The following is a 23,112-nucleotide window of genomic DNA, read 5'->3' on the forward strand; positions in this document are numbered from 1 at the left end:
ATAAGAAGATCACTATCGATGCTCCAACTTCAATGTCACAAACAATGCAGTGGCCCATCTTCAATGACACAAACAACCATCAGCCCAACTTCGATGACAAGGGGCCCATCTTCACTGGCACAGGTCAGTCATCCTCGAGCGCCAGGCCGCCGTCGACGCATGAAGTGTCACGCTGTCACGCCCCGCGCTGCAACGGGGGCGTTGCGGGGTATCCGCCAAGGTCAGAGACGTGTTGCCAGTGGGCGTGACACCTGCCGTGACAGTCAGCGTGACGACCACCGTGACAGCTATGCCTGGCCTGATGGCTTCCGTATCCGGCGCAGCGCGCCGCGCAGTCCGCGGTTGCGGTAGGCCTGGTCGTGGCGGCAGGGCCCGCAGTAGACGCCGTCCTGGGGCGGGATGGTGATCTCGGTGTACCAGTCCACTTCGGCGTTCACCAGCTGCTCGCAGTCCGGCGTCGCGCACCGCGGAACAACCGGGGCCCGCTCCGCGTCTTCCTCGGCCTGCCACTGCTGCAGTCGCTGCGCCTGTTCGGCTGCACGCGCTGCCAGCTCCGCTTGCCAGCGGGCGTCGGCTGCTGCACGGCGCTTGGCTGCCCGCTGCTGGTAGGCCGCTTTGGTGCGGGTGTCGGCGAGCGCGGTCAGCAGCGGCTCGAACTCCGCACCCCGCTCCTGCGCAACGCGCCGCCAAGCAGGTCCGTGCGGGCCGTGCTCCCGCAAGCGGTCCAAGGTCGTCAGCACCAGCGGAACCTTGTCGGTGAAGTCGAGGAAGCCGTCGCCGTCATCGAACTGGCGATCGTCGGCTGCCCAGTGCTCCCGGGTCAGGGTGGCGAGTTCCTGTATGCGGTTGTGCAGCGCGCGCGGGCCGGCGCCGGTGAACACGAACGCCAGCGGCGGCCAGCCCGGCAGGCCGCTGTCGGGGTAGAGCGTCTGCCAGTACGGCACGCTGCCCGCGCCGTCCCGGCTGCGCGCGGTCCAGGTGCCCGGCGTGGCCGGGTTGTTGACCTGACGGCGATAGCACGCAGCGTAGGAGGCGACTTTGTCCGCGAGGCGCTGCACCGGCTCGGTGGCCCGGTCCACCTCGACCATCAGCAGCGGCAGCCCGGCTTCCTTCGCGCGCAGCACCGCGTCCGCGCGCACGTTCTGTTTGCCGGTGGCGGCCAGGGCGTGGGGGACCTCGGTGCGCCAGGACGTGATGTCGCCGATGCCGCCACGGGTGAAGGCGACGATGGTGGCATTGACAGCCATCGCGTGCGGCGCCCCGCCCTGGCCCGCACCGCGCGCCCGGCCGCCGATCTCCTGCGCGTCGCGCCCCAGCAAACTGCCCGCCGCGTCCAACCCGGCCGCAGTCAAACTCCACAGCTTCTGCGACGGCTCCCCATTCCGGTCCGGCGCCCCGAACCTCCCGGCCGGACCCGCCGTATTGCCTTCCGAGAGCACCTTGCCCTTCGCCTGAAGGACCAGCAGGGCGTTGCGCATCACCTTGTTGTCCGACAGGTGGGGGCGCACCAGGTGCAGGATCTGGGTGGCGGTCGCCACCTTCAGCACGCCCAACACCTTCAGAACGTCCTCCTGATCCTTCACCGTCGATCGCGGCTTCGACTTCACTCGTGCTTCGGTGCTCGCCATCTGGTGCCTCCCCGTGCCATAGCTGCAGAAGCCCTCCATCGTCGCCTGCCGGTACGACAATCCACCCCGGCCCCTTTCCCCCGCCGACGCGTCAGCGGCGGCCACGCGGCCCGCGCAGGGCCTGCCGGAGGCCAAGGGAACGGCTGTCGAACCCTCGCGCCCGCCACCTCCACCAGCCATACCCGTCCCCTTCTCATCGGGTACAGGCAGGAGGTGGGGGGCAAGAGGGTTGTCAGGATTTCCAGTGACGTGCGGTCAAGGGGTCTGACCTGCGGAAACACCGAAACAGGGCGTCCGGCTGTCGGTAGCAGTCTCGGGTGCAGGAACGGTAGCTATCGCGGAAGGAACCCCGGTAACCGGCCGACACGGCCCTGCCGGTCAGCAGCACCATCACCACCAGCGCCTGGCCCCGCTCACCCCACAGCATGCGGAACAGCACTTCTACCGCCGGACGGTCACCGCGGTCACCGCGGCTGAACCCGGCCCGGCAGCGCCGCTGTTCGTCAGCCCCTCCATTGTGCACTTCACCGGTGTCTCCAAGCCGGTCAACTCCAGCCACGCCCACGAGCCGGCCGCCGGCCGCCGGCGAGGTCAGGAAGCAAGAACACCTCTCCCCTTTCACAGGGAAGAGGTGTCGGCACGCGCCGCCCGGTTGCACTCCCGACCTGACCAGGCAGCATGCGGTGCAACGGCACGGCACCGGTGAAACCTGCCGCGAAACGCCCGACGAAACCCGCCGCGAAACCAGTCACGAAACCTGCCGCGAAACCTGGGACCGCTGCGGCCGCACGACGCGCGTTCCACGATTCCACCGCACCCGTTTGATCCCGTTCCAGCCCCTTGTCCAGACGGTTTGCCTTGCTCTATGCCGATAGAAACGACTCTGACCCTTCCATACCGTCCGTGTGCGCGGTCGGTACGAGAGCAAGCATGTGAGCAACCGCCCACCCGCCTGCGGGGGTGTGAGGGCGCCGTACCGGCATTCCAGGCCCGTGACCTGCGGTAGTGATGTTCCTGGAACGCCTGCCGCACCGGTCGCCGATACGCGTTCCACCGGTAAATCGAACTAGATTAGAACGGTGACTGGTGACCGCGATGTGGAGCAGCCGGCGAGTCTGCCGTCGGCGGATGGGCCGCTGGTGCGGGTGCGGCTGCACGACGGGCAGGAGCTGTACGCGGTGGTGAAGGCCCGCCGCCAGGAACGGGACGGCACGTGGTGGTACCTGTTGCAGATCCACCTGCCCGCAGCCGTCGAGCAGCGCGGCCGCCTGGTCGACGAGCCCGCCCCTGTCGACTTCGCCGCACCGGCCGGCCGGTGCGAGCCGATCGAGGGGCAGGCGTACGAGGCGGTGCCCACCGATCGGGACGGCGTCGGCCCGACCTGGAAGATCGAGGAACCGGTGTACTTCGGGCCCGAGCGCGGGCCGGCGCGCATCGTGCACCGCGGCGACTGCCACGCCGTCCGCGACATCTCCCATCCCGTCAGCACCCAGCAGGCCCGCACCGTACTGGCGCGGCCCGACGCGGCGCCCTGCCCCGTCTGCCGACCGGATCGGCCACTGACCGCGCCGCATGACCGCGGCCGCGCGCGGGACAGCACCTGAACCGGGGCCCGGTCAGAGGCCGGGCCCATCCCCCAGCGAGCGGCGCTGCAAGGTCGGCTCGCCCGGGTCGTTCCCGTCGGCCGGCTGATGCTGGGCTGCGGCCACCGCACGCTCCGCAGGCGTCAGCGCGCGCTGCGCGCGGCCCCGGTCGGGATCAGATGCGAGGTGCGGTCCGGTGCCCAACGGGCGGCGGTGAACGGTCATCTGCGCAGTCTCCCCCACCGGCACTGCGCAGCGCATCGGCCACTGCGCAGTCACTGCGCAGTCACTGCGCAGCTTGCGCGGCCGTTGCGCAGTCACTGCGCAGCTTGCGCAATCGTCGCCGACCGTTATCAACCATCGCCGACGGTGATTGCGCAGTCGGCCTGCCGGGCGCACCGCACGGCGGTGGCTGCGGCTCGCTCCGCGACCATCCCGCGCGTCCCCTCAGCAGCTCTCACCTCCCAGCCCCCAGCTCCCAGGACAACGCGTCCACCAGGCACATCAGGGGGATCGCCTCCCAGGTCATCTGAGAAGAACAGACATTTTGGCCGAGCTGAGAGGCGCCGCCGCCTGCCCGCAGCGCTCCAGATCGGTCCTGGGCGCACTGGGATGCGGAGCCATGGTTAGTTCCCCTGGGCCCATGATTAGTTCCACTCCGGCCCCATGGTTAGTTCCGCTCGGATCCATGGTTAGTTCGCTCAGCGCAGCACGTCAGCGCCCTGCGCGACACCCGCTGTGCTGGGCTGGCGCGATGCGCATGGGATCGGAAGGAGGGCAAGGGGGGCCGCGCCTACGAAACCGTGGCGGGCAAGGGGGGTAGCGCCTCGTGAACCCTGGCGTCAGGCGCGGTGGGTCAGGCGGCTGGCAGGACCGGGTGGTCGATGTGGTGGTGCTCGACCTCGACGCCGTACTCGCCGTCCCATGCGGTCCAGATGCGGCGCGCGACCGCTTCGGCCACGGCTACCGAGCGGTGCCAGCCTCCCTGGCACGCCACGGTCAGGCGGGTCAGACGGCCGCGGGGAACCTCGTCGGCCAGGGCGCGCAGCTGCACGGAGGTCCGGGCGATCAGCTCCCGGGCCCCGGGGGTGGCCAGGACGTGGTCGTACACCGCGCTGTCCAGTCCGGTCAGGTAGCGCATCGCGGGGTCGTCAGCCGGGTTGCGCAGAGCCCGCCGCAGGTCGAGATACAGGCCGTCGGTGACGAGCGCGTGGGCGCCGTCGTGACGGACGCCGATGGAGCGAATAACGGTGGTGACGGGACCGAGCCCGTCCAGGTATGTGGTCTGCATGCCCACCACCATCACGGCCCGGCGCCCGCTCCGGTAGGAGTTGCCCGTTGCCTCTCTCAAGGATTCCCGCCCGCCTGCCGGCGCGCTCAACGCGGGTGCGGGGAGGGGAATCAGATGCCGGATCAGCCGTGGCGCGTCCGGAGCGCTCCAGACCTTAGTCCTCGCTGCGCTGCGGGCGGCCTTGAGCGTACCGGCCGTGTCAAGGCGGAGAAGGGAGGCGCGCCGATGCCGGGCCCGTCCGGCGTCGGGGCCTCAGCGGCGCCGGGGGATGGGGACGCTTCGCAGTCCCGGTTGTGGGCGAGGTGCCGCGATCTTGGCATCCGCCGCGATAGCGGGGGGCACGCGCTGCATGACCAAGCGGATGCCTCCCTTGACGCGCTGGGGGCCCACCTGCAGGTGGCCCTTTTGGAACAAGTGATCCACACCCTGAGGGTGCAGGGCCATCATCACGCGCAGCGGTTTCTCCGGCGCGGAGTCCTTGCAGATGCTGGACAGCGTGTTGACCTTGTCCTGGAACGCCCGGTGGAGCGCCTGCTTCGTGCAGCCGCACGCCTCAGCCGCGCGCTGCCAGGTGCCACCGTGGGCCAGGAGTTCCGCGATCAGCAGTGCCCGTTCGAGCTTGACCTCCCGCTCGATCGCCCGCAGGCGCTCCAGGGCGTGCACCAGTTCTTCGGTTCCCTCGGCACGCGGCCGACCGGACAGGTCCCGCAGTCGCCGCATCGCCTCACGGAGCACCCGCGCCCCTAAGGGAAGGTCCAGGCCGTCTCCGTAGGAGGCCGGTTGATCAGCGAAATGTGATGGCCCGGCCCAGCGCTGTTCCCCCATCTGTCAAAATTAGCTGACAGCACATGACCCCGGGTAGAAGTCATTCCGGCCGTTCGAAATGAATTTCGGCCATCAGCGTTCTTACCTACTGGCGGGGCTATCAGCGCAGCTCACCGGCTCATTCTGGGGGCGCGGGCCGCGAATAAGGTCAAGTGGATTCGGACACAATCCCGTGACGGGGTTGTCAAATCCCACCGCGTACGCCCTGGGCGCGGGAACTGCCCACCGGCATCAGGTAGTTAGCCTCGATACATCCGGAGACCGGCCGGCGGCAGAAATGCCGACGGCCCCCGATTGCAGCGGGAGCCGTCTCTTCGTCCTTCACCCCAGTCAGGGAAGGTTCGCTTGAATCCGACGATAAGCCATGACCGGTGTCGCCAGCAATACCAAACCGTAGTGTCCTCGTCACACAGGGGGAGTCGATGACCCTTCCTGGCAGCGTGTGGGCACGCGTGGCCCTGATGATTCCGGTGACATTGCTGATCACCGTACTCGGCCTGATATGGCTGATCTGTATCGCCGTCCCGCCGGCCCGGCAGTACGCGCTCGAGATCGGCAAACAGACCGCGACCATGATGCGGGCCCTGACCCGCTGACCGGTGGGCGGAAGCAGCACCCGCTGCTTCCGCCCACTACAGCGTTCTCAGCACAGGCGTGCGTCGCGGCCAGCCGGCCGCGACGCGCGGCCGTCAGCTCTCTGGTTTCCACCCGCGGACTTCGATGTTGGTGATCTGCGCGTCGGGTTGCAGGCGGCCGGTGGCAACCAGCCAGCCGCGCACCGCGGCCGCCACGTCGCCGCCGGACGCGTCGACCTTGTCCTTCCACTCCGCTGCGTCGAAGCCGCCAGAGCCCTGGCCGGCGCCGGGGCTGGCCCCGTACGCGCGCTCCTCGGTTCCGTCATTGCGCTGCACCACGCCGCGTCGCAGGCCCGGGGAGTCGATGCGCGAGCCGGCGGAGTGGGTGAAGGCGCCCTTCTTCGCCCGCACCGTGAACGCGATCTTTCCCTTCGCGGCCGCGGTGTTGGCCACGACGGGGCGCAGCCTCGAGGCGCCGGAGGCGATGTGCTGACGGGCGGCGCGGGCCATCGAGGACTTGCCGGGGGTGCCGACGACGTCCTTGGTGCGCACCCGGGCCCGGCGCGGTTTGGCGTCGCCCGGCTTGGCCTTCAGCAGCCGGCGCTTCACGTTCGGGGCGGCGATGCGCTTGAGGTCGGCGACGTCGGTGGCGCCGCCGGCCTGGACCTCCTGCACGACATCGCGCAGCGCCGCGACGAAGGCGGCGCCCTTGTCCTTGGTGAAGAACTGGCTCACCAGGCTGGAGTTGCGGCCGATGATGTCGCCGACCTGCTTGCGGCTGTAACCGGCGTTCAACAGCTCCTGCGTCAGGCGGGCCGCTTCGTTCAACTGCGGAGCGGCGGCGCCGCGGCGGCGTCGGGGCGTCATGCGCTTCCTTCCGTCGTGGACCTGCGGTCGATGCACTGCACGTCGATCTGATCCGCCAACCCGGTCAGGGCCTGGACCAGGACGTCGACGGTCGGAGCGTCGAGACCGGAGCGGGCACCGGCCTCGGCCCAGCCGGACCATTCAGTGCCCAAGCGGCGCAGCAGGGCGCTGACCTCGTGCGCGCTGGTGTAGAGCTGGCCGGTGCTGTCCTGGATCAGCGGCAGGATCATCGGGGTGTCGCTCACGCGGTGGCCTCCTGCAGTTCGGCCAGGGCCTCGCGGCCGATCGCCTGGTGGGAGAGCAGTTCGTCCTCGGTGCGGGGGGCGGCCAGCTCCCAGGGGATGTGGCCCTTCTTCAGGTAGTCGCCGGGATTGCCGTGATACGGCCAGGTCACGTCGGCGGTGGTGTAGATGGCGTCGGTACGGAACGCCACCACCGAGCGGGCGGGCAGGTGCAGGGCGCCGACCGACACGTCGTCCTCGCGCATCCGGGTCGACAGCAGGGCGGCGCGGGCGCCGGACCAGACGCCGGCCGCCCATTCGGGGTGGGCGTTGGGGTCGCGGGAGAACCCGCTGTTCTTCTGCCAGGTGATCGTGTCGCCGTCGATGCCGATGATCTGCGCCCCGTCGGGGGCGTCCTGGCCGACCGGCACGGTGCCGGTCACGATGCGCGGGCGCTGCGCGAACCCGCCGATCCCGTACAGCAGGATCGAGCGGATCCCCCGGGAGGCCAGGCGGGCAGCCTCCCGCTGGCGTTCGTCACCATGGATGGCAGCCTTGGCCTGCAGAGAGGACCAGGCGTCCTTCAGCTTCTTGGACCATGCCTTGAGCGGGTCGCCGGACTGCCACACCAGGCCGTCCAGGATCTCGATCCGCCACGGGGCGATCGCGTTGTTCAGCGCCACGTTCAGTTCCGCGCCGCCCGCCCAGGTCACGAACGTGCGCCCGCCCTGGGACGGGTACTCCCAGGCCCGGTCGCCGGCGGCCGGGGCGGGGAGGATCCCGACGTGCTCCCAGCCGTCGGGGACGGTCACGCGCACCTGCCAGTGCGACGGGGCGTACAACGCGTTCGTCTTGTCCTTGTCCGACATCGCCGCGAAAGCGGCCGGGGTGATGCGGCGCGGGGCGCCGACGCCGGAGGCCCAGGTGTGCTTGGCGTAGGCGAAGGTGCGGTCGAGCTCGACCAGGCGCGGCAGCTGCTCGGGAACATGCGGCGGCAGGATCAGCTCGGTGCGGCCCTGCCCGGCGGTCGCGTGCAGCAGGCCGCGGATCTCCTCGGACATCACCGGGTAGCCATCGGCCCACTTCGCGCCGGTCTTGGCGGGGATGGTGCGGGTCCACAGGTCGCGGCCGGTCTGCGACGGCGAGCCCATCAGCGTCACGTCCGACCAGTGGATTTTCAGGGCCTTCCACAGCTCCACGAACGCGTCGCGGACGGTGGCCGGGTCGGCGTCGCCGACCTCGAACCACTCCCCCACCGAGCGGATCTCGGTGTGCTGGTCGCCGCGCTGCCACCGGCCGACGGGGTTCCTCGGGTGGACCAAGTGGCCGGCCATCCGGTCCTTGCCCCGCGAGGCTTCCACCGTCCAGCCGTCCCCGGGCGGGGCGTTCAGCCAGGCCGCGACCGCATCGCGCAAGAACGGGTGACGGGCCGCGTCGGCGTGCCACGGGTCGCCGGCGGTGATGTAGATCCGCTCCACCGACGCGGGCAGCACCGCGTACACGGCGGCCAGGATCTCCGCGACGGACGCCGCACCGAGCTGCACGCGCACCGTCTGATCACGGTGGACCAGGACGCCGGTGGTGGTGTCCAGGAACGCCATCGCGCGGGGCTGCTGGGTGAAGTTCGGGCGGGTCGAGGCCAGGTTCGGCGTCACCGCGCACCACCGGTCACCCTCCGGGCCGGCCGGAATCGAGGGGAGCTCCCGCTCGACCTCCGCTTCCGGCACAGCGACCTGCGCAGGCGCGGTGACGGCGGCCGCCGTTGCCGGGACGTCGACGTGCTCCTGGTCGTCGCCGTCGGTCTCCGTGACGACCGCCGCCGGGGGTGCCGGTGTGTCGACAATGTCGGTGACTTCGGGCACCACTTCGGCGGCCGGAGCTGGGGCTTCGGGACGGCGCAGGTCCGGAACGACCGCACCCGTGGCGGTGATCGTCTGTGCAGGCGCCTGCGGCGCCGTGTGATCAACCGGGCGCGCAGGGGCCGGTGAGGGCGTGTCAGGCCCGGAGACGGGCGCTGAGGGGCCCAGGGAGGGCACCAGGGCGACGACGTCGATCACTGCCAGGCCGGCGGCCGGGGCGAGCTTGTCGGCGGACGCCTTGGCGTACGTCCCGAGCGCGGCCACCCGCTTGTCCCGATCCGCCGTCAGCTTCGCCAGCGCGGCTGCGGCTTTCTTGATGTCGTCCCTCACCCGGCGCAGCTCGGCCAGGCTGGCGGTGTAAGCCTTCGCGTCCATCAGTTTGCTCCCATGTCCACGAAGCGCGAGTAGTGCAGTTGTGCGGCCACCGTGATGGTGGTGGTCGCCCCGTTGCGGTGCTTGGCCACGATCAAATCCGCCTCACCAGCGCGCGGGGATTCCTTTTCGTACTGGTCTTCGCGGTGGAGCAGGATCACGATGTCGGCGTCCTGTTCGAGGGAGCCGGACTCGCGCAGGTCCGAGACCATCGGTTTCTTATCGGTTCGCTGCTCGGGACCGCGGTTGAGCTGGGAAAGGCCGACGACGGGGACGCCGAGTTCCTTGGCGAGCAGCTTGAGGTTGCGGGACAGCCCGGACACCTCTTGCTGGCGGGTTTCGGGGGTGCGGCCGCCGAGCGTCATGAGCTGGATGTAGTCGATGACGATCATCCGCACTCCGTGCTTCTGGACCAGTCGGCGTGCTTTAGCGCGGATGTCGGTCATCGTCAGGTTGGGCGAGGCGTCCAGGTGCAACGGGGCCCGCTTAGTGAGCGGTGTGGCCTCGCGAAGCCGCGTCCAGTCGTCGTCGGTGAGCTGGCCGCTCTTCAGGTGGTGGAGCGCGATCTTCCCGGTGGCGGACCAGATGCGGTGCTTGATCTCCCGGCGTTCCATCTCGAGGGAGAAGAAGGCGGTCGGGATGTCGTTGTCGACGGAGCATGCGCGGACGAAGTCCACGGCGAGCGTTGATTTACCCATCGCGGGGCGTGCGGCCACGATGATGAACTGCCCCGGCTGGAAGCCGTTGGTGAGCAGGTCAAGGTCCGCAAAGCCGGTGGGCACTCCGATCAGGCCTTCACCGCGACGGCCGAGTTCCTCGAGGTAGTCGATCTCGTCGTCGTCGTCCTCGCCGATCAGGACCATGTCCTCATCGGCGTTCTCATCGGAGACCTGAAAGAGCTCAGCGCCCGCAGCGTCGATGGCGGCCTTGGCTTCGCCGTCTTCGTAACCGAGCTGGACGATACGGGTGCCGGCCTGGACCAGGCGGCGCTTGAGAGCCGTGGCTTTGACGAATTCCGCGTAGTACTCGGCGTTCGCTGCGGTGGGGACCGCCTCGACCAGGGTGTGCAGGGCTGGGGTTCCGCCGACCTGGGTGAGTTCTCCACTCTCGCGGAGATAGCCCGCCACCGTGATCGGGTCGGCCGGCTCGCCCTTGCCGAACAGGGCCAGGATCGCCCGGAAAACTGTCTCGTGGGCGGGGCGGTAGAAGTCGCGGGCCTTGAGCTTTGCTCCGGTCAGGACGTCCTCGATGGCGTCCTTGGACAGCAGCATGCCGCCCAATACGGCCTGCTCCGCATCCAGGTCCTGCGGTTGGGCGCGGTCGAACCCGCCTCCGCCACGTCGGCCTGACGGCTCTTCTGTGGCGTGCCACCGATCGGGATCGGTGGCCTCCGCATTCTGCTGAGGGATACTCATGAACGGCTCCTTCGGGAGTTCGTGCGGCGGCCGGCCCTGTCGAGGGGAGTTACCGGCCGCCGCGGCGCGTTACGGGGCTCAGGCACGGCTGCGGTTGCGCGCGCGCTTGGGGTGGCATTCGGGGCAGGGCTCATCGGCCTTGCCTCCCGGAATCTCGCGGAAGCGCTGAGCGGCGCTGGTGGGCTTCTCGCCGCGGTTGCAGACCCCGCACCACGGGACAACGCCGGGACCGCCCGAGGCCGGGCCAGGCAGGGTGGGCTCATCGGCCCGGAATCGCTTCAGGTCCCTGATCCGGTACGGCAGCGTGCTGACCGGCGCGTTGGCCGGGCGGTTGGGGTTGTCCTGGGTCAGGACCAGTGCGAGGAGGTCGTCCAGTTCGTACCTCTGGGTCTGCACCCGGGAGGCGAGCAGCGGAGCGAGCTCACGTGCCTTCTGCGGGCCGCACTGCCATTTGCCCGGCAGGTCCTGGAGGAAGGCGTCGGCAGCTCGCACCTCGGCCGTCGTCGGAATGTAGTCACCCGGCTCCAGCGCACACGCCGCAGCCCACTTCCCGGCCCTGCCCGTCGTTGGGGGTTTGGGGGGAGGAGTTCCTCCTCCCTCCGGGGGGTGTGGGGGGGACGGCCTACCACTTCCCGGAACGCCGGAAGTGGACTGACCTGCGGGAACGCGGCGTTTCCCACTTCCCGGAACGCCACTTCCCCGAACACCACTTCCGGCGTTCCGGGAAGTGGGCTGACCTGCGGTTTCTCCAACTTCCCCGAACACCACTTCCGGCGTTCCGGGAAGTGGGCTGACCTGCGGTTTCTCTACAGAGCCGATTTGACGCACCGACGGCTCCAGCGGATCGCTGCCGACCTGCCCTGCCTGCCAGTCGGGGTTCCAGGACGGGTTGTCGTACACCTCGTAGCCGATCGTCGGGCGACGGCCGGGGCGCTGGTTGGGGATCTCGATGCGACGGACGTACCCGGCTGTCATCAGACGCGAGAACGACTCGTAGACCGCGTTCTTGCCCACCAGCTCGTTGACGTTCTTCGACGAACGGATCCCCCGCAGCTTGAGCTCCTCCCACACCTTGAGCGGGGTCGGAGTGGCGCCTTCGGCGATGTCGAAGAGCAGCTGGAGCATGACGACGTAGTCCAGGGTCTGCACCAGATCGGTGCCGACCCCGATCCGACCGGGGACCGAGACTCCGCTGACGGGCGCCTTCCCCCGGCGCAGGATGCCGGACTCGTCAATGCTGTGCTGATCGCTCATCGGCCCGCCCCCGAGCCCAGCGCGGCGCTCGGCCGCGGTACCGGCCGGCGGGGGTCAGAGGAATTGCTGCGGCACGTAGACATGTTGCTGATCATCAGCCGGTTTGCCTGTGCATAGATTTCGCAGATTCCAGCGACGCCTGTGGACAACGCGGCGGCAGACACGAGAGGCCGGCCCGGTCGCCGGGCGGCAGCGATGCTGATCCATGGCGTCGCGGTTGGGGTATTTCGGCACGTGGTCATGCCGCTGATCATTTGGCGGTGGCCCTGTGGATACGGTCCGCTGGTTTCGGCGGACCGGCACAGGACGGACCCCGATCGTGGGGTGCTGGCGAGAGCGCCGGGCGCGGGGGGCTGCTCCTGGAGCAGCGCGGCGGCGCCGGGTCGGGGGTGGCAGTTCTTCCTCATGGTCAGTAGAGGTGGAAGAAAGCCGTCCCGCGTGACCGTCGCGGCGGAGAAGTTTGAAAAACTTTCGTGCGGCCAGCCGGGCGGCTGACCTGCTGCGTTGTGCTGCTTTGACACGTACGGTCCCTTTTTACGGGGGGCCGTGGATCAGATGATCAACGTGACGCGTACCACTGGACGCCAGCACCTGCTGGGCATCCTCTGTAGTGGACGTCTATCCTGTTGGGTAGGTGACCACAAGGACCTCGGTCCAGGCACCAAGGTCGGTCACCGCACTGACCACGACTCCGAAGCTTGCCGGCGGGGAGTCATGCATTGGCGTCAGCCGCTCCTGGTCACACAGGGGCGGCTTTCGTTTTATGGAGCGAGATCAAAGTTCATGCGGGGCATTCTCCTCTTGCTTGGTAAGTGCCGTGTCAGATGGCGCGCCCGGCAGTTGGGCAGTGGCCCCCGTCAGTGGCTCGTCATCGAACTCCGTGGCCACGCGATCAGCCGGACGCTGGGCTGCCCACCCGGACACCACACTGGGATCGGTTGATGTCCGGACGTGCTGAAATCCCTGGTGGAGGTAGTACGCGTGCAATTTGGGGTTGGTCGTCCAGGCATCGAGCCGGAGCCATCTGCAGCTCCGCCGTGCGGCCTGGTCGCCGGCCCAATCGAGGATGCGGGCACCGACACCGCTGCCCGCAGCATTCCGATCGACGGTCAACTTGTGGACGTACAGCGCGGGCTCGGCCCGCTCCTCCGCAGTCCACAACCGGTCATCGGCGTCACGGTCGAGGGTGATCGTCGCGGTCGCGTCGGCCCGGAGGTCCTCCTTGATGAGGTAGACCTCCCCGGCTCGGATGCTGCCCAGGATGTGTGCGGCGGGGAAAGGCTTCGCCCATTGGTCGAGCCCCTGGGCCCCAAGCCACTCAGCCGAGTCGGTCCGGAACTTCAGCAACCTGGGCAGATCGGCCTCCTCGGCCGGGACGAGGATCACTGGGCACCCCAGGGGATGCGCGGCTCCTCAGCCGTGGCAGCGTCCTTCACCCGCTCGTACACGATCACGTGACGATCCCCCGGGACGATATTGATCGTCACTTGAACGGGCGCGCCGTCTGCCGCGTACGTGGTCACGATGTGCTCGGCTACCGGGGTACCCGGGCCGAGCTGTAGCCGGGTGGTCTCGTCGGGTCGTGGCATCCGGATGTAGATCTCGTCTAGGGCGCGCACCAGCTCGCGGCCGAGTTCAGCGAGGACGGCGTTCGTACCGCGCGGCACGTCGGCGGGGTTCATCCAGTCGCTGTGCTGCACCAGCGCGAGCGGGACATAGGAGTCGTTCAGGTTGTAGGCGTCGCCGTCGATGCGCCGGGTTCGGCGACGGACCGCGACCAGCTCGCCTTCCTTGGTCTGGAGACGATCGCGTACCGCTGCGGTCGGCTGGACGATCTCCACCCCGATGTCCTGCGTAGCCTCCCGGCCGTTGCCCTCATCAGCGATGAGCTGGGTGAAGACGTCTACTTGGGGCGGTCGCCTCTTGAACTCGCTCTGCGGCCGGTAGACCATCGGCGTCCACGCGCGGACGAAGTACCCCTTGGGGCGCCGACTGACGATGAGCCCTTCGTTGATCAGCAGGGCCAGACCGCGTCGCACCGTCTCGCGGGTGGTGTCGTACGTCGCCCGAAGCTCCGCCTCGGTAGGCAGCTGGCCGCCCGGCGGCAAGGAGCCATCGACAATGCGACCGCGGAGGTCATCCGCCACGCGTTGGTAGATCGGGATCGTCATGAGCTATGTGTACCGCCTAAGATCGTCATTGTCTAGGCAATGGGGTCATGCTGGTTCGATCTTGTCTCCCAGACGATCTGCGGCCGTCCGGGCGCCGACCCTTGAATCCACTGGTCACGTAGCGTCTACGGCCCACTCGTAGTCGAGCTCCCACAGGTGCACCGGCATGACGTGGAAGCAGACCTCGACTGCGCGATTCTCGGCTGTCCATCCGGTGTGCAGGACCTCGTAGACCCGGTGATCTTCGGAGAGATCGAGGACCTGGGTCTCTTCGGCCGAGGGGGTTCGCACGGTAAGCCGCTCAGTGATCCGAACCTGAGCGTGACCCAGCTCTGTGAATCGACTGATGATCCCTCCCTGCCCGGAATCGACTTCGGCCAAGGCGGTACCCGTCGCGATCTCGGCTGGGATGTAGCTAGTCGCGAGCTGGACGGGGATGTCGTCGGCGTACATCCGACGCACGCGAGCGATGGTCTCCTGGGTGCCGAGCAGTTCGGCGGCCTTGGCCGGCGTTTCCCCGCTCTCGATGGTCGTAGCCGTCCGTGGCGTCAGGCCCATGGCCTTGATCTCGGTATCAAAGGCGCCACGTCCCCCGGCGCGCTCACGGGCGGCGGTGGAGTACCTCAGCACGGCATTTCGCCTGATAGGCGCGATGGGTGTCACGAACGTCCCCCTGCCTCGAATCGGTCGAACCAGACCTTCAGTGGTCAACACCCGCAAAGCCCGATTGACCGTGCTCCTGTCGACCCCGTAGGTGTCGGCGAGCTCATCTTCGCGAGGTAGCGCTGAGCCCCGGGCGTACTCGCCCTGCTCTATCGCGGCTCGGATTTGGTCTGCGGTGTGCCGGTACTGGCTGCGGCCTGGAGTGGTCATAAATCCACCCTACCCCACAGGTGCTACGTGGCACCTTGACGCCTCGCACCCTTTGGGGCTCTACTGATTCCAGGAGGCACGTAGTACGTAGCTCCTAACGCAAGGTGATCGGTTCCGCACGGAAACATCTGCTCGATTGATCTGCCCGCCGCCCTTGACGGAGATCGAGACGAGTGCCAACATCAAACCCGTCAAGCATTGTCTAGGCAATGGAGACCACATCAACGATGGGGTCTGCCTCGTCAGTTCTTGCTGTTCGAAACGGCTCCCCGGATGTTCTTGGCAGAGGTCCGGGGAGCCGCGCACAGGCCGTCCCACTAAGAGGAGAAACGACCCGTGAACACGATTTTTGCAGGTATCCCGGCACGTTCCCAGCGCACCGGTCTGGTGCAGGTGGAGACCCTCGCCAGGTTGTCGTCCCTGACCGGGGTGCGGGCGGTGGAGTGGCTGGAGTGCCCGGTCGAGACCGTGGCGCAGCGGCAGGCGCGCCTGGAGTTCCTGGCCGATGTGCTGCTCGGCCTGGACGAGGGAGACGAGGAGGGCAAGGCGGCGGCCCGGCTGGTTGCCGCCTTGTACCGCGAGGTCCTCGAGGAGCCGGCCGTCATCGAGACGGCGGACCCGGTCTTCGGCCCGGTCCGCCACCTCCAGGTTCTCCCGCCCATCAGCGCGCCGGCCCCCGAGTTTGCGGCGGTCGCGGCATGAGCGCCGACGGCACGGCGACGGCAACGCCGACGACAACGAAGATTTCCCGGCTGCGGCTGCAGGCGGTGGTGACGGTGTGGCTGGTCACCGGCCTGGTCGCGTCGGGTCTGGCCTGGACGCTGGGGTTGCAGACCTGCTGGTGGCAGCGCGTGCTGCTGGCCTTGCCGCTGCTGGGCCTCACGGTCGCGGACTCCCGGGGCGTCGACCTGGTGACGGATGCCCGGGTGGCGCTGACCCGGGGGCTGGCGGCGCTGGGCTGGCTGCAGATTCCTCTCGCGGTCGCCGGCGGATCGTGGCTGGCGGGCCTTTCCGCCCCCGTCTACACGCGTGTTGCCCTGGCGGCTGTCATCACCCTGGTTGCTGCGCTGATCCACTACGCGCCGTCCTCGCCGGCCACCGCTGGAGGCACCCGATGAGCACCACCGACTTCCGGCAGTCCCGCCGCGACGCCGACCGCGAGCAGGACCGTGAGGACCGCCGCCAGGCGCAGGAGGCGCAGCTACAGCGTGAGCAGCTGGTGCTGAACGCGAACCTCGAGCAGCAGCGGCTGCAGGCCGAGGCCGACGCCGCCGACCGGGAGCAGGACCGGGCGGACAAGGCCGCCGCCGCCGAGCGCGAGCGCCTGGCGCAGGAGCTGAAGGACCGCCAGCGCGCCGAGCGGATCGAGCGCGAGCGCCAGGTGGCGGCCGCGGCCGCGAAGGAGAAGGCCCGCCTCAAGGCCAAGACCCGCGCCGAACGGCGCGAGCGCCGCAACGCCGCGCTCAAGGCCGCGCCGGGGTTCGTGTCGCAGCACCTGGACCTGGTCGCCGCGCTGGTGGTGATGGCGTGCAGCATCATCCCCGCGCTGATCTCCCAGGGCTCCAGCCTCAAGCTCATGGGCCTGGACCCGTGGATGGTGGCGCTGCTGCCGGTGATGCTGGAGGCCAGCGCGTGGGCCGCGACCGCCGCCGAGGCCAAGGCGGCGGAAGCCGGCCGGGCGACGTGGCCCTACCGGGTTGCGGTCTGGCTGTTCGCGTCGCTGGCCGGGTCGGTCAACTACGGGCACGGCCTCCAGATCGGCGGCAAGGAGTACGGGTTCCAGGTCGGGGTGGTGCTGGCCGCGTCCAGCATCGTGCCGATCGCCCTGTGGCAGCTGATCCAGATGGGCCGCCACCGCGCGGCCAAGGCGAAGGCGAAGGCAGCCCGCAAGGCGCGCCGCGACGCGTTCTTCGACCGCCGGGCCCGCTCCCGGCAGTACCCGCAGGTGTGGCAGACCGCGAAGCAGCTGCGGGCGATCGCCGGCCGCAGCGAGCTGTCGATGCCGGACGCATGGACCGCCGCATGGGCCGTCCACGAGGGCGCCGGCGAACAGGCCCTGACCGGTGACCTGTTGACGCTGCTGTCCGCTGATCTGCTGGGGCTGCGGGTGGAGGCGGAGGACCGGCTCGCCACGATCCTCGGACACCTGCACACCGCCCGCACCCGCCGCATGGAAGCGTCCGGGAAGCCGTCCGCCGAGTCGGCCCAGGACGCCGGGGGTGCGGCCTGGAAGGTGTCCGCCGCCGGGGTGGTAACCCTCCCCACAGGCACGGACGCAGCGTCCGCCACGGCCGCGCTGGAGGCATCCGGGGGCGGGGGACTTCTGACGGTATCTCCGCAGATCACCCCGTCCGTCCCCCCGCTCGCACGTACGCGCGAAAAGGCGCCCGCGCGGCCCCGCGCCACGCGTAAGGGGCCTGCCGTGCGGACCCTGTCGCCAGGTGCCCGCAAGGCGGCGGCGGAGACCGCGAAGGCGTTCGACGCGAACGAGAACAGCGCCATCGAGGCGTGGATTGCGGACGAACTGCGGGCTGGCCGTGAACCGTCCGCGAAGGACGTCGCGACCGAAGTTGTCGAGCGCCGCCGGACGGTCACCAAGAAGCCGAAGGTGCCCGGCCGGACGTGGTGCTACGACCGCATCACCGCGGCGAAGAAGCACGGCGGACTGCACGTGGTGCGCACCGAGCGGAGCGCCTGATGGCCGCCTACGCGAAGTTCTTCGACCCGGACGGCGACCGCTACGGCCTGCCCACCTGGCCGTTTCGGATGGCACCGCAGGAGTACGCGACGCGCCGCCAACTGCGGGCGCTGGGACTGCGGCCGGGCGGACAACCGATTGCCGGTCAGGTGCTGTGGCGCTCGCGCCGCCGCAAGACCGAGGCCGCCTACCTGTTCCTGATCGCGGACGCCAAACCGGTCCGCCCGATGACGCCCGCCAAGTGGGCGTCCGTGCACGGCGCGCTGCGCGCCCGACGCATCTGCCGGCTGTGCCACACCGAGCGCGAGTACGAGATCTCCCGGCGCCTGGGCGCCTGCAACATCTGCTCCCCCGACGACGGCTACGCAACCGCCGCCTGATCCACCGAACAGCACGAACGCGGGGCCGGCCATAGCTGCCAGGCGGGACCGGCCCCGCTCCTCCCGGCACAAGACCGAACCAAGGAGTGCGTTCAGAATGACCGATCAGACCCAGACCAGCCCCACCGGGCAGCTTGCCCCCGCCGTAGTGCGCCAGGCGGCCGAACTCGTGGTCGCCACCCAGTTCGGCTCCCCCTCGATGCTGCAGCGCGAGCTGAAGATCTCCTTCGACACCGCCCTCGCGCTGTTGGACCGGCTGCACACGATGAAGGTCGTCGGCCCCCGCAACGGCCCCAAGGCCCGCCAGGTCCTGGTGCGCCACGCCGACCAGCTGCGCGACCTCCTGGACGCCGCGGCCCCCGACACGATCGCGACCTTGGCGACCGTGACCCGGCTCCCCTTCACCGACGGCCCCGATCTGGACGACCCCGACGTCACCGACAGCGCGCCGCCGGTCGACTTCACCAAGCCCACCGCACCGCCCACCACCCCGACCGACCCCGCACCGGCCGCCGCGTCCGGCGCACCGCTTGAGGGCACTGTCATCACCGCCGACGCGTGGGAGACCCGCGCCGACCCGGAGGGTGACGCGCCCTGGATCCACCCGGCGCTGCTCACCCGCGAAGGCCGCCGCGCCCGGTACGAGTTCCTGCGCCGGCAGTCGCGGCGCCGCCTGCGCCGCTGGGTGGCCCGCCAGCGCAGCGCCCACGGGGTGCTGCCCCGGGCGGTGCGCGGCGAGCGCCGGGCCCGCACCTGGGTGCGCGGCATCGAGGGCATGAAGGCGCGCTCGGACCTGCAACTGGCGCTGACCACCACGGCGGAGGCCAACCGGGCCGCGCGCCGGGCGAGCGTGGCGATCCGGGACCGCAAGGCCAAGCAGGCCCTCGCGCAGAAGGCGCAGCAGGACGCCAACGCGTCGGTGACCATCGCGGCCGCCGCCAAGAAGCACGCCCGCAACATCGTCCTGGCCCGGACCGCGTCCGTGTACGGCACGGCCGGCGGCCTCGACCTGGCCGCGTTCGGCTACGAGGGCGTGTGGGGGCTGCTCGGCGCCCTGGTCCTGAACCTCGGTGCCGCCTCCTGGTTTGGCCGCGACGTGGAACTGACCGAGGAGCAGCTGGCGCGCCTGGAGCAGGTCGAGGCCGGCATCCCGCAGAAGTTCGAGTCGGGCATGACCCCGCGCATGTTCGAGGCGATGATCCGCGAGGCACTGACCGACGACCTCAAGGCCAACATCAGCGCGCTGCGCGTGGACCCCTACCCGTGGGGCTTCGAGGTCCACGTGTGGCTCTCCCGCATGACCCCGAAGGCCATCGCCGACGGGCTGGACCTGCTGGAAGGCTGCCTGCCCGGTGTGCGCACCAGCAGCATCCTGCTCCAGCAGTCCGCCGAGTCCCGCAACTACTGCGTGCTGCGCATCCCCGGCAAGGAGCAGTGGCAGGCCGTCCCGCCCCTGCCCTACCGCGCCCCGCGCAGCATCAAGACCTCCCAGATCCACACCGCCCAGATCGGCGCCGACATGTCCGGGCGGCCGCTCGCCCTGCCCGCGCTGCGCACCAACATCAACGTCGTCGGCAAGTCCCGCTCCGGCAAGTCCAACCTGCTGGCGGCCTTCCTGGATGTCCTGACCGCAACCGAGGACCAGATCGTCATCGGCATCGACGTCGGCGGCGGCGGCTCCGGATTCAGCGGCCTGCGGCACGCCATGCACGTCGTCGCCACCAACATCGAAGACGCGCACCGGGTGATGTCGTGGGCGCTGGAGATCGGCCTCGGCCGAACGCAACTGCTCGGCAAGCTCGGTATGGGCAAGAACTGGGTGACCTCGGCCAAGCGCCCCGGCATCAAAATCGTGGTCGACGAATTCCCGGCGCTGGTCAAGCATTCCCGCAAGGGCCGCGTTATCGAGGAAGGCGGAAAGCCCGTCCAGTGGGACGTCGACGGGCTTCTTGCCGAGGCCGCGATCACCACGGCGAAGTCCGACGTGACGATCGTCATCGCCGGTCAGGGCGTCACCAAGGAAAAGGTCGGCGCGAACACCTGGGTGGTCGAACTGCCGGTGCAGGTCATGGCCGCGTGCGACAAGGACGACATCGGCCAGATCGTCGGCGGCGGCGCGATGGCCGAAGGCTGGCGGCCGGACCGGCTGGTGCCGGCCATGGGAGACGTGCCCAACGATGCCTCGGTGGCCTACGTGCTGGCCGGCGCCGACTACTGCGAGCCGATCCCCTACCGCGGCTGCTACGCCGACGACGACGAGTTGGAGCGGCGCGGCCTGGAGCGCGCGGCGGCCGGCCTGGTCGACATCGACACCGAGTCCGCCGCCTGCAGCTCCATCAAGCTGGCCGACCTGATGGCCGCCAGCCGCCAGGCCACCAGCCTGGCGACGCCGACCGGACCGCCCGCCCTGATCACCGCCATGCGCAACGCGTTCACCGACGCGGGCAGCCCGGCCGGCCTGACCCCCGACGAGCTCGCCGAGGCCCTGGCCGCCGTCGACCCCGACCGGTGGGGCCTGGACCTGTTCGCCCCGGCCGACGACGCCGACGACGAGGACGCCAGCCGCCGTGCCGTGCGGGCCGACGCGCTGCGCGAGGCGGTCAAGGCGGTGCTCGCCCCGACCGAGCACAGCCTGTCCGTCATCAACCTCGGCAAGGGCCGGCGCGGGTACCGCCTGCGGGACATCAACGCGATCACCGGCGAGCCGTCCGACGGCTCCTGAGCCCCCGTAACTGTCAGGAAACCGCAGGTCAGATGGTGGGAACCGGCCCGGAACCGGGCTGGAACCCCCTCGGCCACCGGTAACCGTTACCGCCCCCGAAGGCCGGTTCCAAGCCCGTTCCACCCCGCTGACCTGCGGTTCCCTGCCGTTCCATCCCGAGTTCCGCCCGAATGATCCTTGGAGTCCGTTATGCGTTCCGCATCGTTCCGGCCCTCCGATCCGGCCTCCGGGTACCACCGGATCACCTGCGAGCGCCGATTCCGCTACCTCGAGCAGGACCCGGCCCACACCTACCGGATCCAGTGGCTCCCGGTCCCCGTGGCCTGCCTGATCTGCCAGACCGACACCCACCTGACCTTCACCCTCGATGAGGCCGCCGACCCGCTCGTGCGCGTCGCCTGCCCCGCCGGCCACGCCTTCGACGAACCGCGCATCGACCGCCAGCACTTCATCACCTACTCCCGGCTGCTGTCCTACGCCGACCCCAACCCCGCCCTGCTGTGGATCACCGACGCCGGATTCGGGCAGGAAGACCCGCCGCCCATCGACTACGCCCACGACATCACTGCCGCCGCCCGCTATGTCTCCCGCAAGGTCAAACGACGCGCCAAGGCCAAGGTCAAGGCCGCGATCCGCCGCCCGCTGCGCACCGCGAAGAAGAAGGCGCGCAACGCGGCGTTCACCCCGGTTGCCGCCGCGCTGCGCACCGTCTGGGCCTGGCAGGCCGGAGCCTCCCCCGCGCCGTCCGCGAAGGCGGCACCGGCCGCATCCGGGGCCCCGGCCGCCACCTTGCGCACCACCACGTGCGCGGTGTGCAAGGGGGCCGGCCGGTTCCCGGGCACCACCGTCAGCTGTACCGAGTGCGCCGGGCCGGCCAAGCCGCGGGCCGCCCGCTGCCCGGGCGGCTGCCGGGGCGGCTGGCACACCCTGGACTCCCGCCTGCACGAGCAGCGGGTGCCGTGCTCGGTGTGCAACCCGGGCGGCGCCAACAAGCCGGTCGCGCCCACCGACCGGCGCGGCGCCAAGCCCACCAAGCCGCGGCGCGGCAACCCGGCTCGGATCCAGAACCACGGCATCGCCGTCGTCGGCGACGGCCAGAGCATCACCGGCTCGGTCATCAACCACCCGACCACCCCGCACGACGACGCGATCCGCCACCAGGCCGCCACATCGGCCAACCACGGCACCCAGCCCGGCAGCACGGCCAACACCGGCGTCACCAGCACCGGCCGCACGACCGGCCGGGTGCAGTCCACCGTGCGCATCCACGGCACCAACAACTCGGTGGTCAACAACGTCGTCAGCGGCGACACCGCCGAGACCACCTCCGACTGACCGAAGGAGAACCCGCCGTGCTGTCCATCTCCGCAATCGTGCTGCTCCTCGCGCTCGTGGCCCTGCTGATCCGCAAGTTCGGCCTGCGGATCCCCCACGCGCTGGTCAGCGCCCTGCTCGGCTTCTACGCCGCCAGCTCCTCCTGGGGGCCGTCGATCTCCAGCTTCCTGGCCAAGCTCGTCGCGATGCTCGGCCACTTCTCCCCCTGATCCCCGATGGAAGGACTCCCCCTTGGGCGTCAAATACCAGATCGTCACGCCGGAGCCGCCCACCTGGTGGGCCCGCTACAAAACGGCCGTATGGGCCGTGATCGGCCTGCTGATCGGCCTGCAGCTCTCCGGCACCCACAGCGGCACCCCGGCCCCGGGCCCCACGCCCGGCGTCACCACCCGATCACCGTCACCACACCGGACGACTCCGCCCGCCACGCCCCGCAAGACCGCTCCATCCCCCTCGCATGCGGGATGACCTGCACCGATCCAAAGAGGCAAACAAAAAGTATGCCGGTTGTAGACAGGCAGACTTTTAGTCTGCATTATTGAGGTGTCGGAGCAACCCGACACCTTCTCGAAGTTCCTCAACCAGGAGATCCCGTGTCCACTCAGATGAAGATCACCGCAGAGCAGGCCGGACCCATCAGCCTCGACTTATCCGTTCAGGCCGGCACCGTCCGCGTCACCGTCGACCCGGCCGTCACCCAGGCCGTCGTCACCGTCGCCACCGACGACGACGAAGGCCCGGTCGCCGAAGCGATCCGCGCCATCACCAGCACCGAGTTCACCCGCGACGCGAACGCCTGGCTGAAGGTCACCGTCCCCCAGATCCCCGGCAGTAGCGGCACCGTCCAGATCGGCGGCAGCAACTTCCAGTTCAACGGGGGCTTCGGCATGAACGTGGTGTCCGTCGACAACGTCGGCGTGGGCATGCAGATGATCGGCAACGACGTCTACATGGGCGGCAAGAAGGTCATCGAGAACGGCCGGGTGATCGCGGCGACCGGCACACCGGCACCGGCCGCGCCGGCGCCCTCACCGTGGACGTGA

The 23,112-nt window shown here is 69.6% G+C and carries 23 protein-coding genes and 1 pseudogene; 11 read left to right on the forward strand and 13 right to left on the reverse strand.

Annotation, left to right across the window (positions count from 1 at the left end; genetic code table 11):
• Positions 1-287: 287 nt before the first annotated feature.
• Complete coding sequence (locus QMK24_RS33870) at positions 288-1,733, reverse strand: replication-relaxation family protein (RefSeq protein ID WP_283470705.1); 1,446 nt, start codon at positions 1,731-1,733, stop codon at positions 288-290.
• A gap of 974 nt (positions 1,734-2,707) precedes the next feature.
• Here QMK24_RS33870 and QMK24_RS33875 point away from each other — a divergent pair.
• Positions 2,708-3,232, forward strand: a complete 525-nt coding sequence (locus QMK24_RS33875; RefSeq protein ID WP_283470706.1) for a DUF6233 domain-containing protein — start codon at positions 2,708-2,710, stop codon at positions 3,230-3,232.
• 12 nt (positions 3,233-3,244) lie between these two features.
• On the opposite strand, the gene QMK24_RS33880 is transcribed toward QMK24_RS33875, so the two are convergent.
• From QMK24_RS33880 to QMK24_RS33890, 3 genes are all read right to left on the reverse strand, one after another.
• The gene (locus tag QMK24_RS33880) at positions 3,245-3,436 is read right to left on the reverse strand and encodes a hypothetical protein (RefSeq protein ID WP_283470707.1); all 192 of its coding nucleotides are present in this window, start codon (positions 3,434-3,436) and stop codon (positions 3,245-3,247) included.
• Between the two features lie 631 nt (positions 3,437-4,067).
• A complete protein-coding gene (locus tag QMK24_RS33885; protein WP_283470708.1) occupies positions 4,068-4,502 on the reverse strand; it encodes a RapZ C-terminal domain-containing protein in 435 nt (144 codons plus the stop codon).
• Between the two features lie 252 nt (positions 4,503-4,754).
• Positions 4,755-5,222: a hypothetical protein gene (locus tag QMK24_RS33890; protein WP_283470709.1), complete on the reverse strand. Its 468-nt coding sequence runs from the start codon at positions 5,220-5,222 to the stop codon at positions 4,755-4,757.
• Between the two features lie 527 nt (positions 5,223-5,749).
• Here QMK24_RS33890 and QMK24_RS33895 point away from each other — a divergent pair.
• Entirely contained in the window at positions 5,750-5,923 is a 174-nt protein-coding gene (locus QMK24_RS33895) for a hypothetical protein (protein WP_283470710.1), read from the forward strand.
• A 93-nt stretch (positions 5,924-6,016) separates the two neighbouring features.
• Here the strand turns inward: QMK24_RS33895 and QMK24_RS33900 are convergent, their stop codons facing one another.
• From QMK24_RS33900 to QMK24_RS42040, 9 genes and pseudogenes are all read right to left on the reverse strand, one after another.
• Complete coding sequence (locus QMK24_RS33900; RefSeq protein ID WP_283470711.1) at positions 6,017-6,769, reverse strand: hypothetical protein; 753 nt, start codon at positions 6,767-6,769, stop codon at positions 6,017-6,019.
• Positions 6,766-7,014 carry a DUF6213 family protein gene (locus tag QMK24_RS33905; protein WP_349307945.1) on the reverse strand — a complete coding sequence of 83 codons (249 nt, stop codon included), beginning with the start codon at positions 7,012-7,014 and terminating at the stop codon, positions 6,766-6,768. The genes QMK24_RS33900 and QMK24_RS33905 overlap by 4 nt, the downstream gene beginning before the upstream one ends.
• A complete protein-coding gene (locus QMK24_RS33910; RefSeq protein ID WP_283470712.1) occupies positions 7,011-9,224 on the reverse strand; it encodes a Mucin-19 in 2,214 nt (737 codons plus the stop codon). Before QMK24_RS33910 ends, QMK24_RS33905 begins: the two co-directional genes overlap by 4 nt.
• The gene (gene dnaB / locus QMK24_RS33915; protein WP_283470713.1) at positions 9,224-10,636 is read right to left on the reverse strand and encodes a replicative DNA helicase; all 1,413 of its coding nucleotides are present in this window, start codon (positions 10,634-10,636) and stop codon (positions 9,224-9,226) included. The genes QMK24_RS33910 and dnaB overlap by 1 nt, the downstream gene beginning before the upstream one ends.
• Positions 10,637-10,714: 78 nt before the next feature.
• The gene (locus QMK24_RS33920) at positions 10,715-11,890 is read right to left on the reverse strand and encodes a hypothetical protein (RefSeq protein WP_283470714.1); all 1,176 of its coding nucleotides are present in this window, start codon (positions 11,888-11,890) and stop codon (positions 10,715-10,717) included.
• Between the two features lie 774 nt (positions 11,891-12,664).
• The gene (locus QMK24_RS33925; protein WP_269289028.1) at positions 12,665-13,276 is read right to left on the reverse strand and encodes a GNAT family N-acetyltransferase; all 612 of its coding nucleotides are present in this window, start codon (positions 13,274-13,276) and stop codon (positions 12,665-12,667) included.
• Positions 13,273-14,061, reverse strand: coding sequence for a GntR family transcriptional regulator (locus QMK24_RS33930; RefSeq protein ID WP_269289027.1), 789 nt, complete (start codon positions 14,059-14,061; stop codon positions 13,273-13,275). The genes QMK24_RS33925 and QMK24_RS33930 overlap by 4 nt, the downstream gene beginning before the upstream one ends.
• A gap of 114 nt (positions 14,062-14,175) precedes the next feature.
• A complete protein-coding gene (locus QMK24_RS33935; protein WP_269289026.1) occupies positions 14,176-14,724 on the reverse strand; it encodes a UTRA domain-containing protein in 549 nt (182 codons plus the stop codon).
• A 9-nt stretch (positions 14,725-14,733) separates the two neighbouring features.
• A pseudogene (locus QMK24_RS42040) lies at positions 14,734-14,934 on the reverse strand (GntR family transcriptional regulator); the annotation flags it as partial.
• 336 nt (positions 14,935-15,270) lie between these two features.
• Here QMK24_RS42040 and QMK24_RS33940 point away from each other — a divergent pair.
• From QMK24_RS33940 to QMK24_RS33980, 9 genes are all read left to right on the forward strand, one after another.
• Entirely contained in the window at positions 15,271-15,636 is a 366-nt protein-coding gene (locus tag QMK24_RS33940) for a hypothetical protein (RefSeq protein ID WP_269289025.1), read from the forward strand.
• A complete protein-coding gene (locus tag QMK24_RS33945) occupies positions 15,633-16,052 on the forward strand; it encodes a hypothetical protein (protein WP_269289024.1) in 420 nt (139 codons plus the stop codon). The genes QMK24_RS33940 and QMK24_RS33945 overlap by 4 nt, the downstream gene beginning before the upstream one ends.
• Entirely contained in the window at positions 16,049-17,632 is a 1,584-nt protein-coding gene (locus QMK24_RS33950) for a DUF2637 domain-containing protein (protein ID WP_283470715.1), read from the forward strand. The genes QMK24_RS33945 and QMK24_RS33950 overlap by 4 nt, the downstream gene beginning before the upstream one ends.
• Positions 17,632-18,012 (forward strand): RRQRL motif-containing zinc-binding protein, encoded by a 381-nt coding sequence (locus QMK24_RS33955; protein WP_283470716.1) that lies wholly within the window; start codon positions 17,632-17,634, stop codon positions 18,010-18,012. The genes QMK24_RS33950 and QMK24_RS33955 overlap by 1 nt, the downstream gene beginning before the upstream one ends.
• 97 nt (positions 18,013-18,109) lie before the next feature.
• Positions 18,110-20,734, forward strand: coding sequence for a DNA translocase FtsK (locus QMK24_RS33960; RefSeq protein WP_283470717.1), 2,625 nt, complete (start codon positions 18,110-18,112; stop codon positions 20,732-20,734).
• A 189-nt stretch (positions 20,735-20,923) separates the two neighbouring features.
• Positions 20,924-22,069 carry a hypothetical protein gene (locus tag QMK24_RS33965; protein ID WP_283470718.1) on the forward strand — a complete coding sequence of 382 codons (1,146 nt, stop codon included), beginning with the start codon at positions 20,924-20,926 and terminating at the stop codon, positions 22,067-22,069.
• A 17-nt stretch (positions 22,070-22,086) separates the two neighbouring features.
• Positions 22,087-22,278: a hypothetical protein gene (locus QMK24_RS33970; protein ID WP_283470719.1), complete on the forward strand. Its 192-nt coding sequence runs from the start codon at positions 22,087-22,089 to the stop codon at positions 22,276-22,278.
• Between the two features lie 22 nt (positions 22,279-22,300).
• Complete coding sequence (locus tag QMK24_RS33975; protein ID WP_283470720.1) at positions 22,301-22,537, forward strand: hypothetical protein; 237 nt, start codon at positions 22,301-22,303, stop codon at positions 22,535-22,537.
• A gap of 125 nt (positions 22,538-22,662) precedes the next feature.
• Positions 22,663-23,112: a hypothetical protein gene (locus QMK24_RS33980; RefSeq protein ID WP_283470721.1), complete on the forward strand. Its 450-nt coding sequence runs from the start codon at positions 22,663-22,665 to the stop codon at positions 23,110-23,112.

The organism is Streptomyces sp. PH10-H1 (genome assembly GCF_030063355.1).
Lineage (GTDB): Bacteria > Actinomycetota > Actinomycetes > Streptomycetales > Streptomycetaceae > Actinacidiphila.

Excerpts from the sequence above, each read along its gene's own strand:
- QMK24_RS33910 (WP_283470712.1), bottom strand. The coding sequence starts at position 9,224 with ATGGACGCGAAGGCTTACACCGCCAGCCTGGCCGAGCTGCGCCGGGTG.
- QMK24_RS33965 (WP_283470718.1), top strand. The coding sequence starts at position 20,924 with ATGCGTTCCGCATCGTTCCGGCCCTCCGATCCGGCCTCCGGGTACCAC.
- QMK24_RS33960 (WP_283470717.1), top strand. The coding sequence starts at position 18,110 with ATGACCGATCAGACCCAGACCAGCCCCACCGGGCAGCTTGCCCCCGCC.
- QMK24_RS33945 (WP_269289024.1), top strand. The coding sequence starts at position 15,633 with ATGAGCGCCGACGGCACGGCGACGGCAACGCCGACGACAACGAAGATT.
- QMK24_RS33920 (WP_283470714.1), bottom strand. The coding sequence starts at position 11,890 with ATGAGCGATCAGCACAGCATTGACGAGTCCGGCATCCTGCGCCGGGGG.
- QMK24_RS33885 (WP_283470708.1), bottom strand. The coding sequence starts at position 4,502 with ATGCAGACCACATACCTGGACGGGCTCGGTCCCGTCACCACCGTTATT.
- QMK24_RS33880 (WP_283470707.1), bottom strand. The coding sequence starts at position 3,436 with ATGACCGTTCACCGCCGCCCGTTGGGCACCGGACCGCACCTCGCATCT.
- QMK24_RS33930 (WP_269289027.1), bottom strand. The coding sequence starts at position 14,061 with ATGACGATCCCGATCTACCAACGCGTGGCGGATGACCTCCGCGGTCGC.
- QMK24_RS33950 (WP_283470715.1), top strand. The coding sequence starts at position 16,049 with ATGAGCACCACCGACTTCCGGCAGTCCCGCCGCGACGCCGACCGCGAG.
- QMK24_RS33900 (WP_283470711.1), bottom strand. The coding sequence starts at position 6,769 with ATGACGCCCCGACGCCGCCGCGGCGCCGCCGCTCCGCAGTTGAACGAA.
- QMK24_RS33895 (WP_283470710.1), top strand. The coding sequence starts at position 5,750 with ATGACCCTTCCTGGCAGCGTGTGGGCACGCGTGGCCCTGATGATTCCG.
- dnaB (WP_283470713.1), bottom strand. The coding sequence starts at position 10,636 with ATGAGTATCCCTCAGCAGAATGCGGAGGCCACCGATCCCGATCGGTGG.
- QMK24_RS33955 (WP_283470716.1), top strand. The coding sequence starts at position 17,632 with ATGGCCGCCTACGCGAAGTTCTTCGACCCGGACGGCGACCGCTACGGC.
- QMK24_RS33890 (WP_283470709.1), bottom strand. The coding sequence starts at position 5,222 with ATGCGGCGACTGCGGGACCTGTCCGGTCGGCCGCGTGCCGAGGGAACC.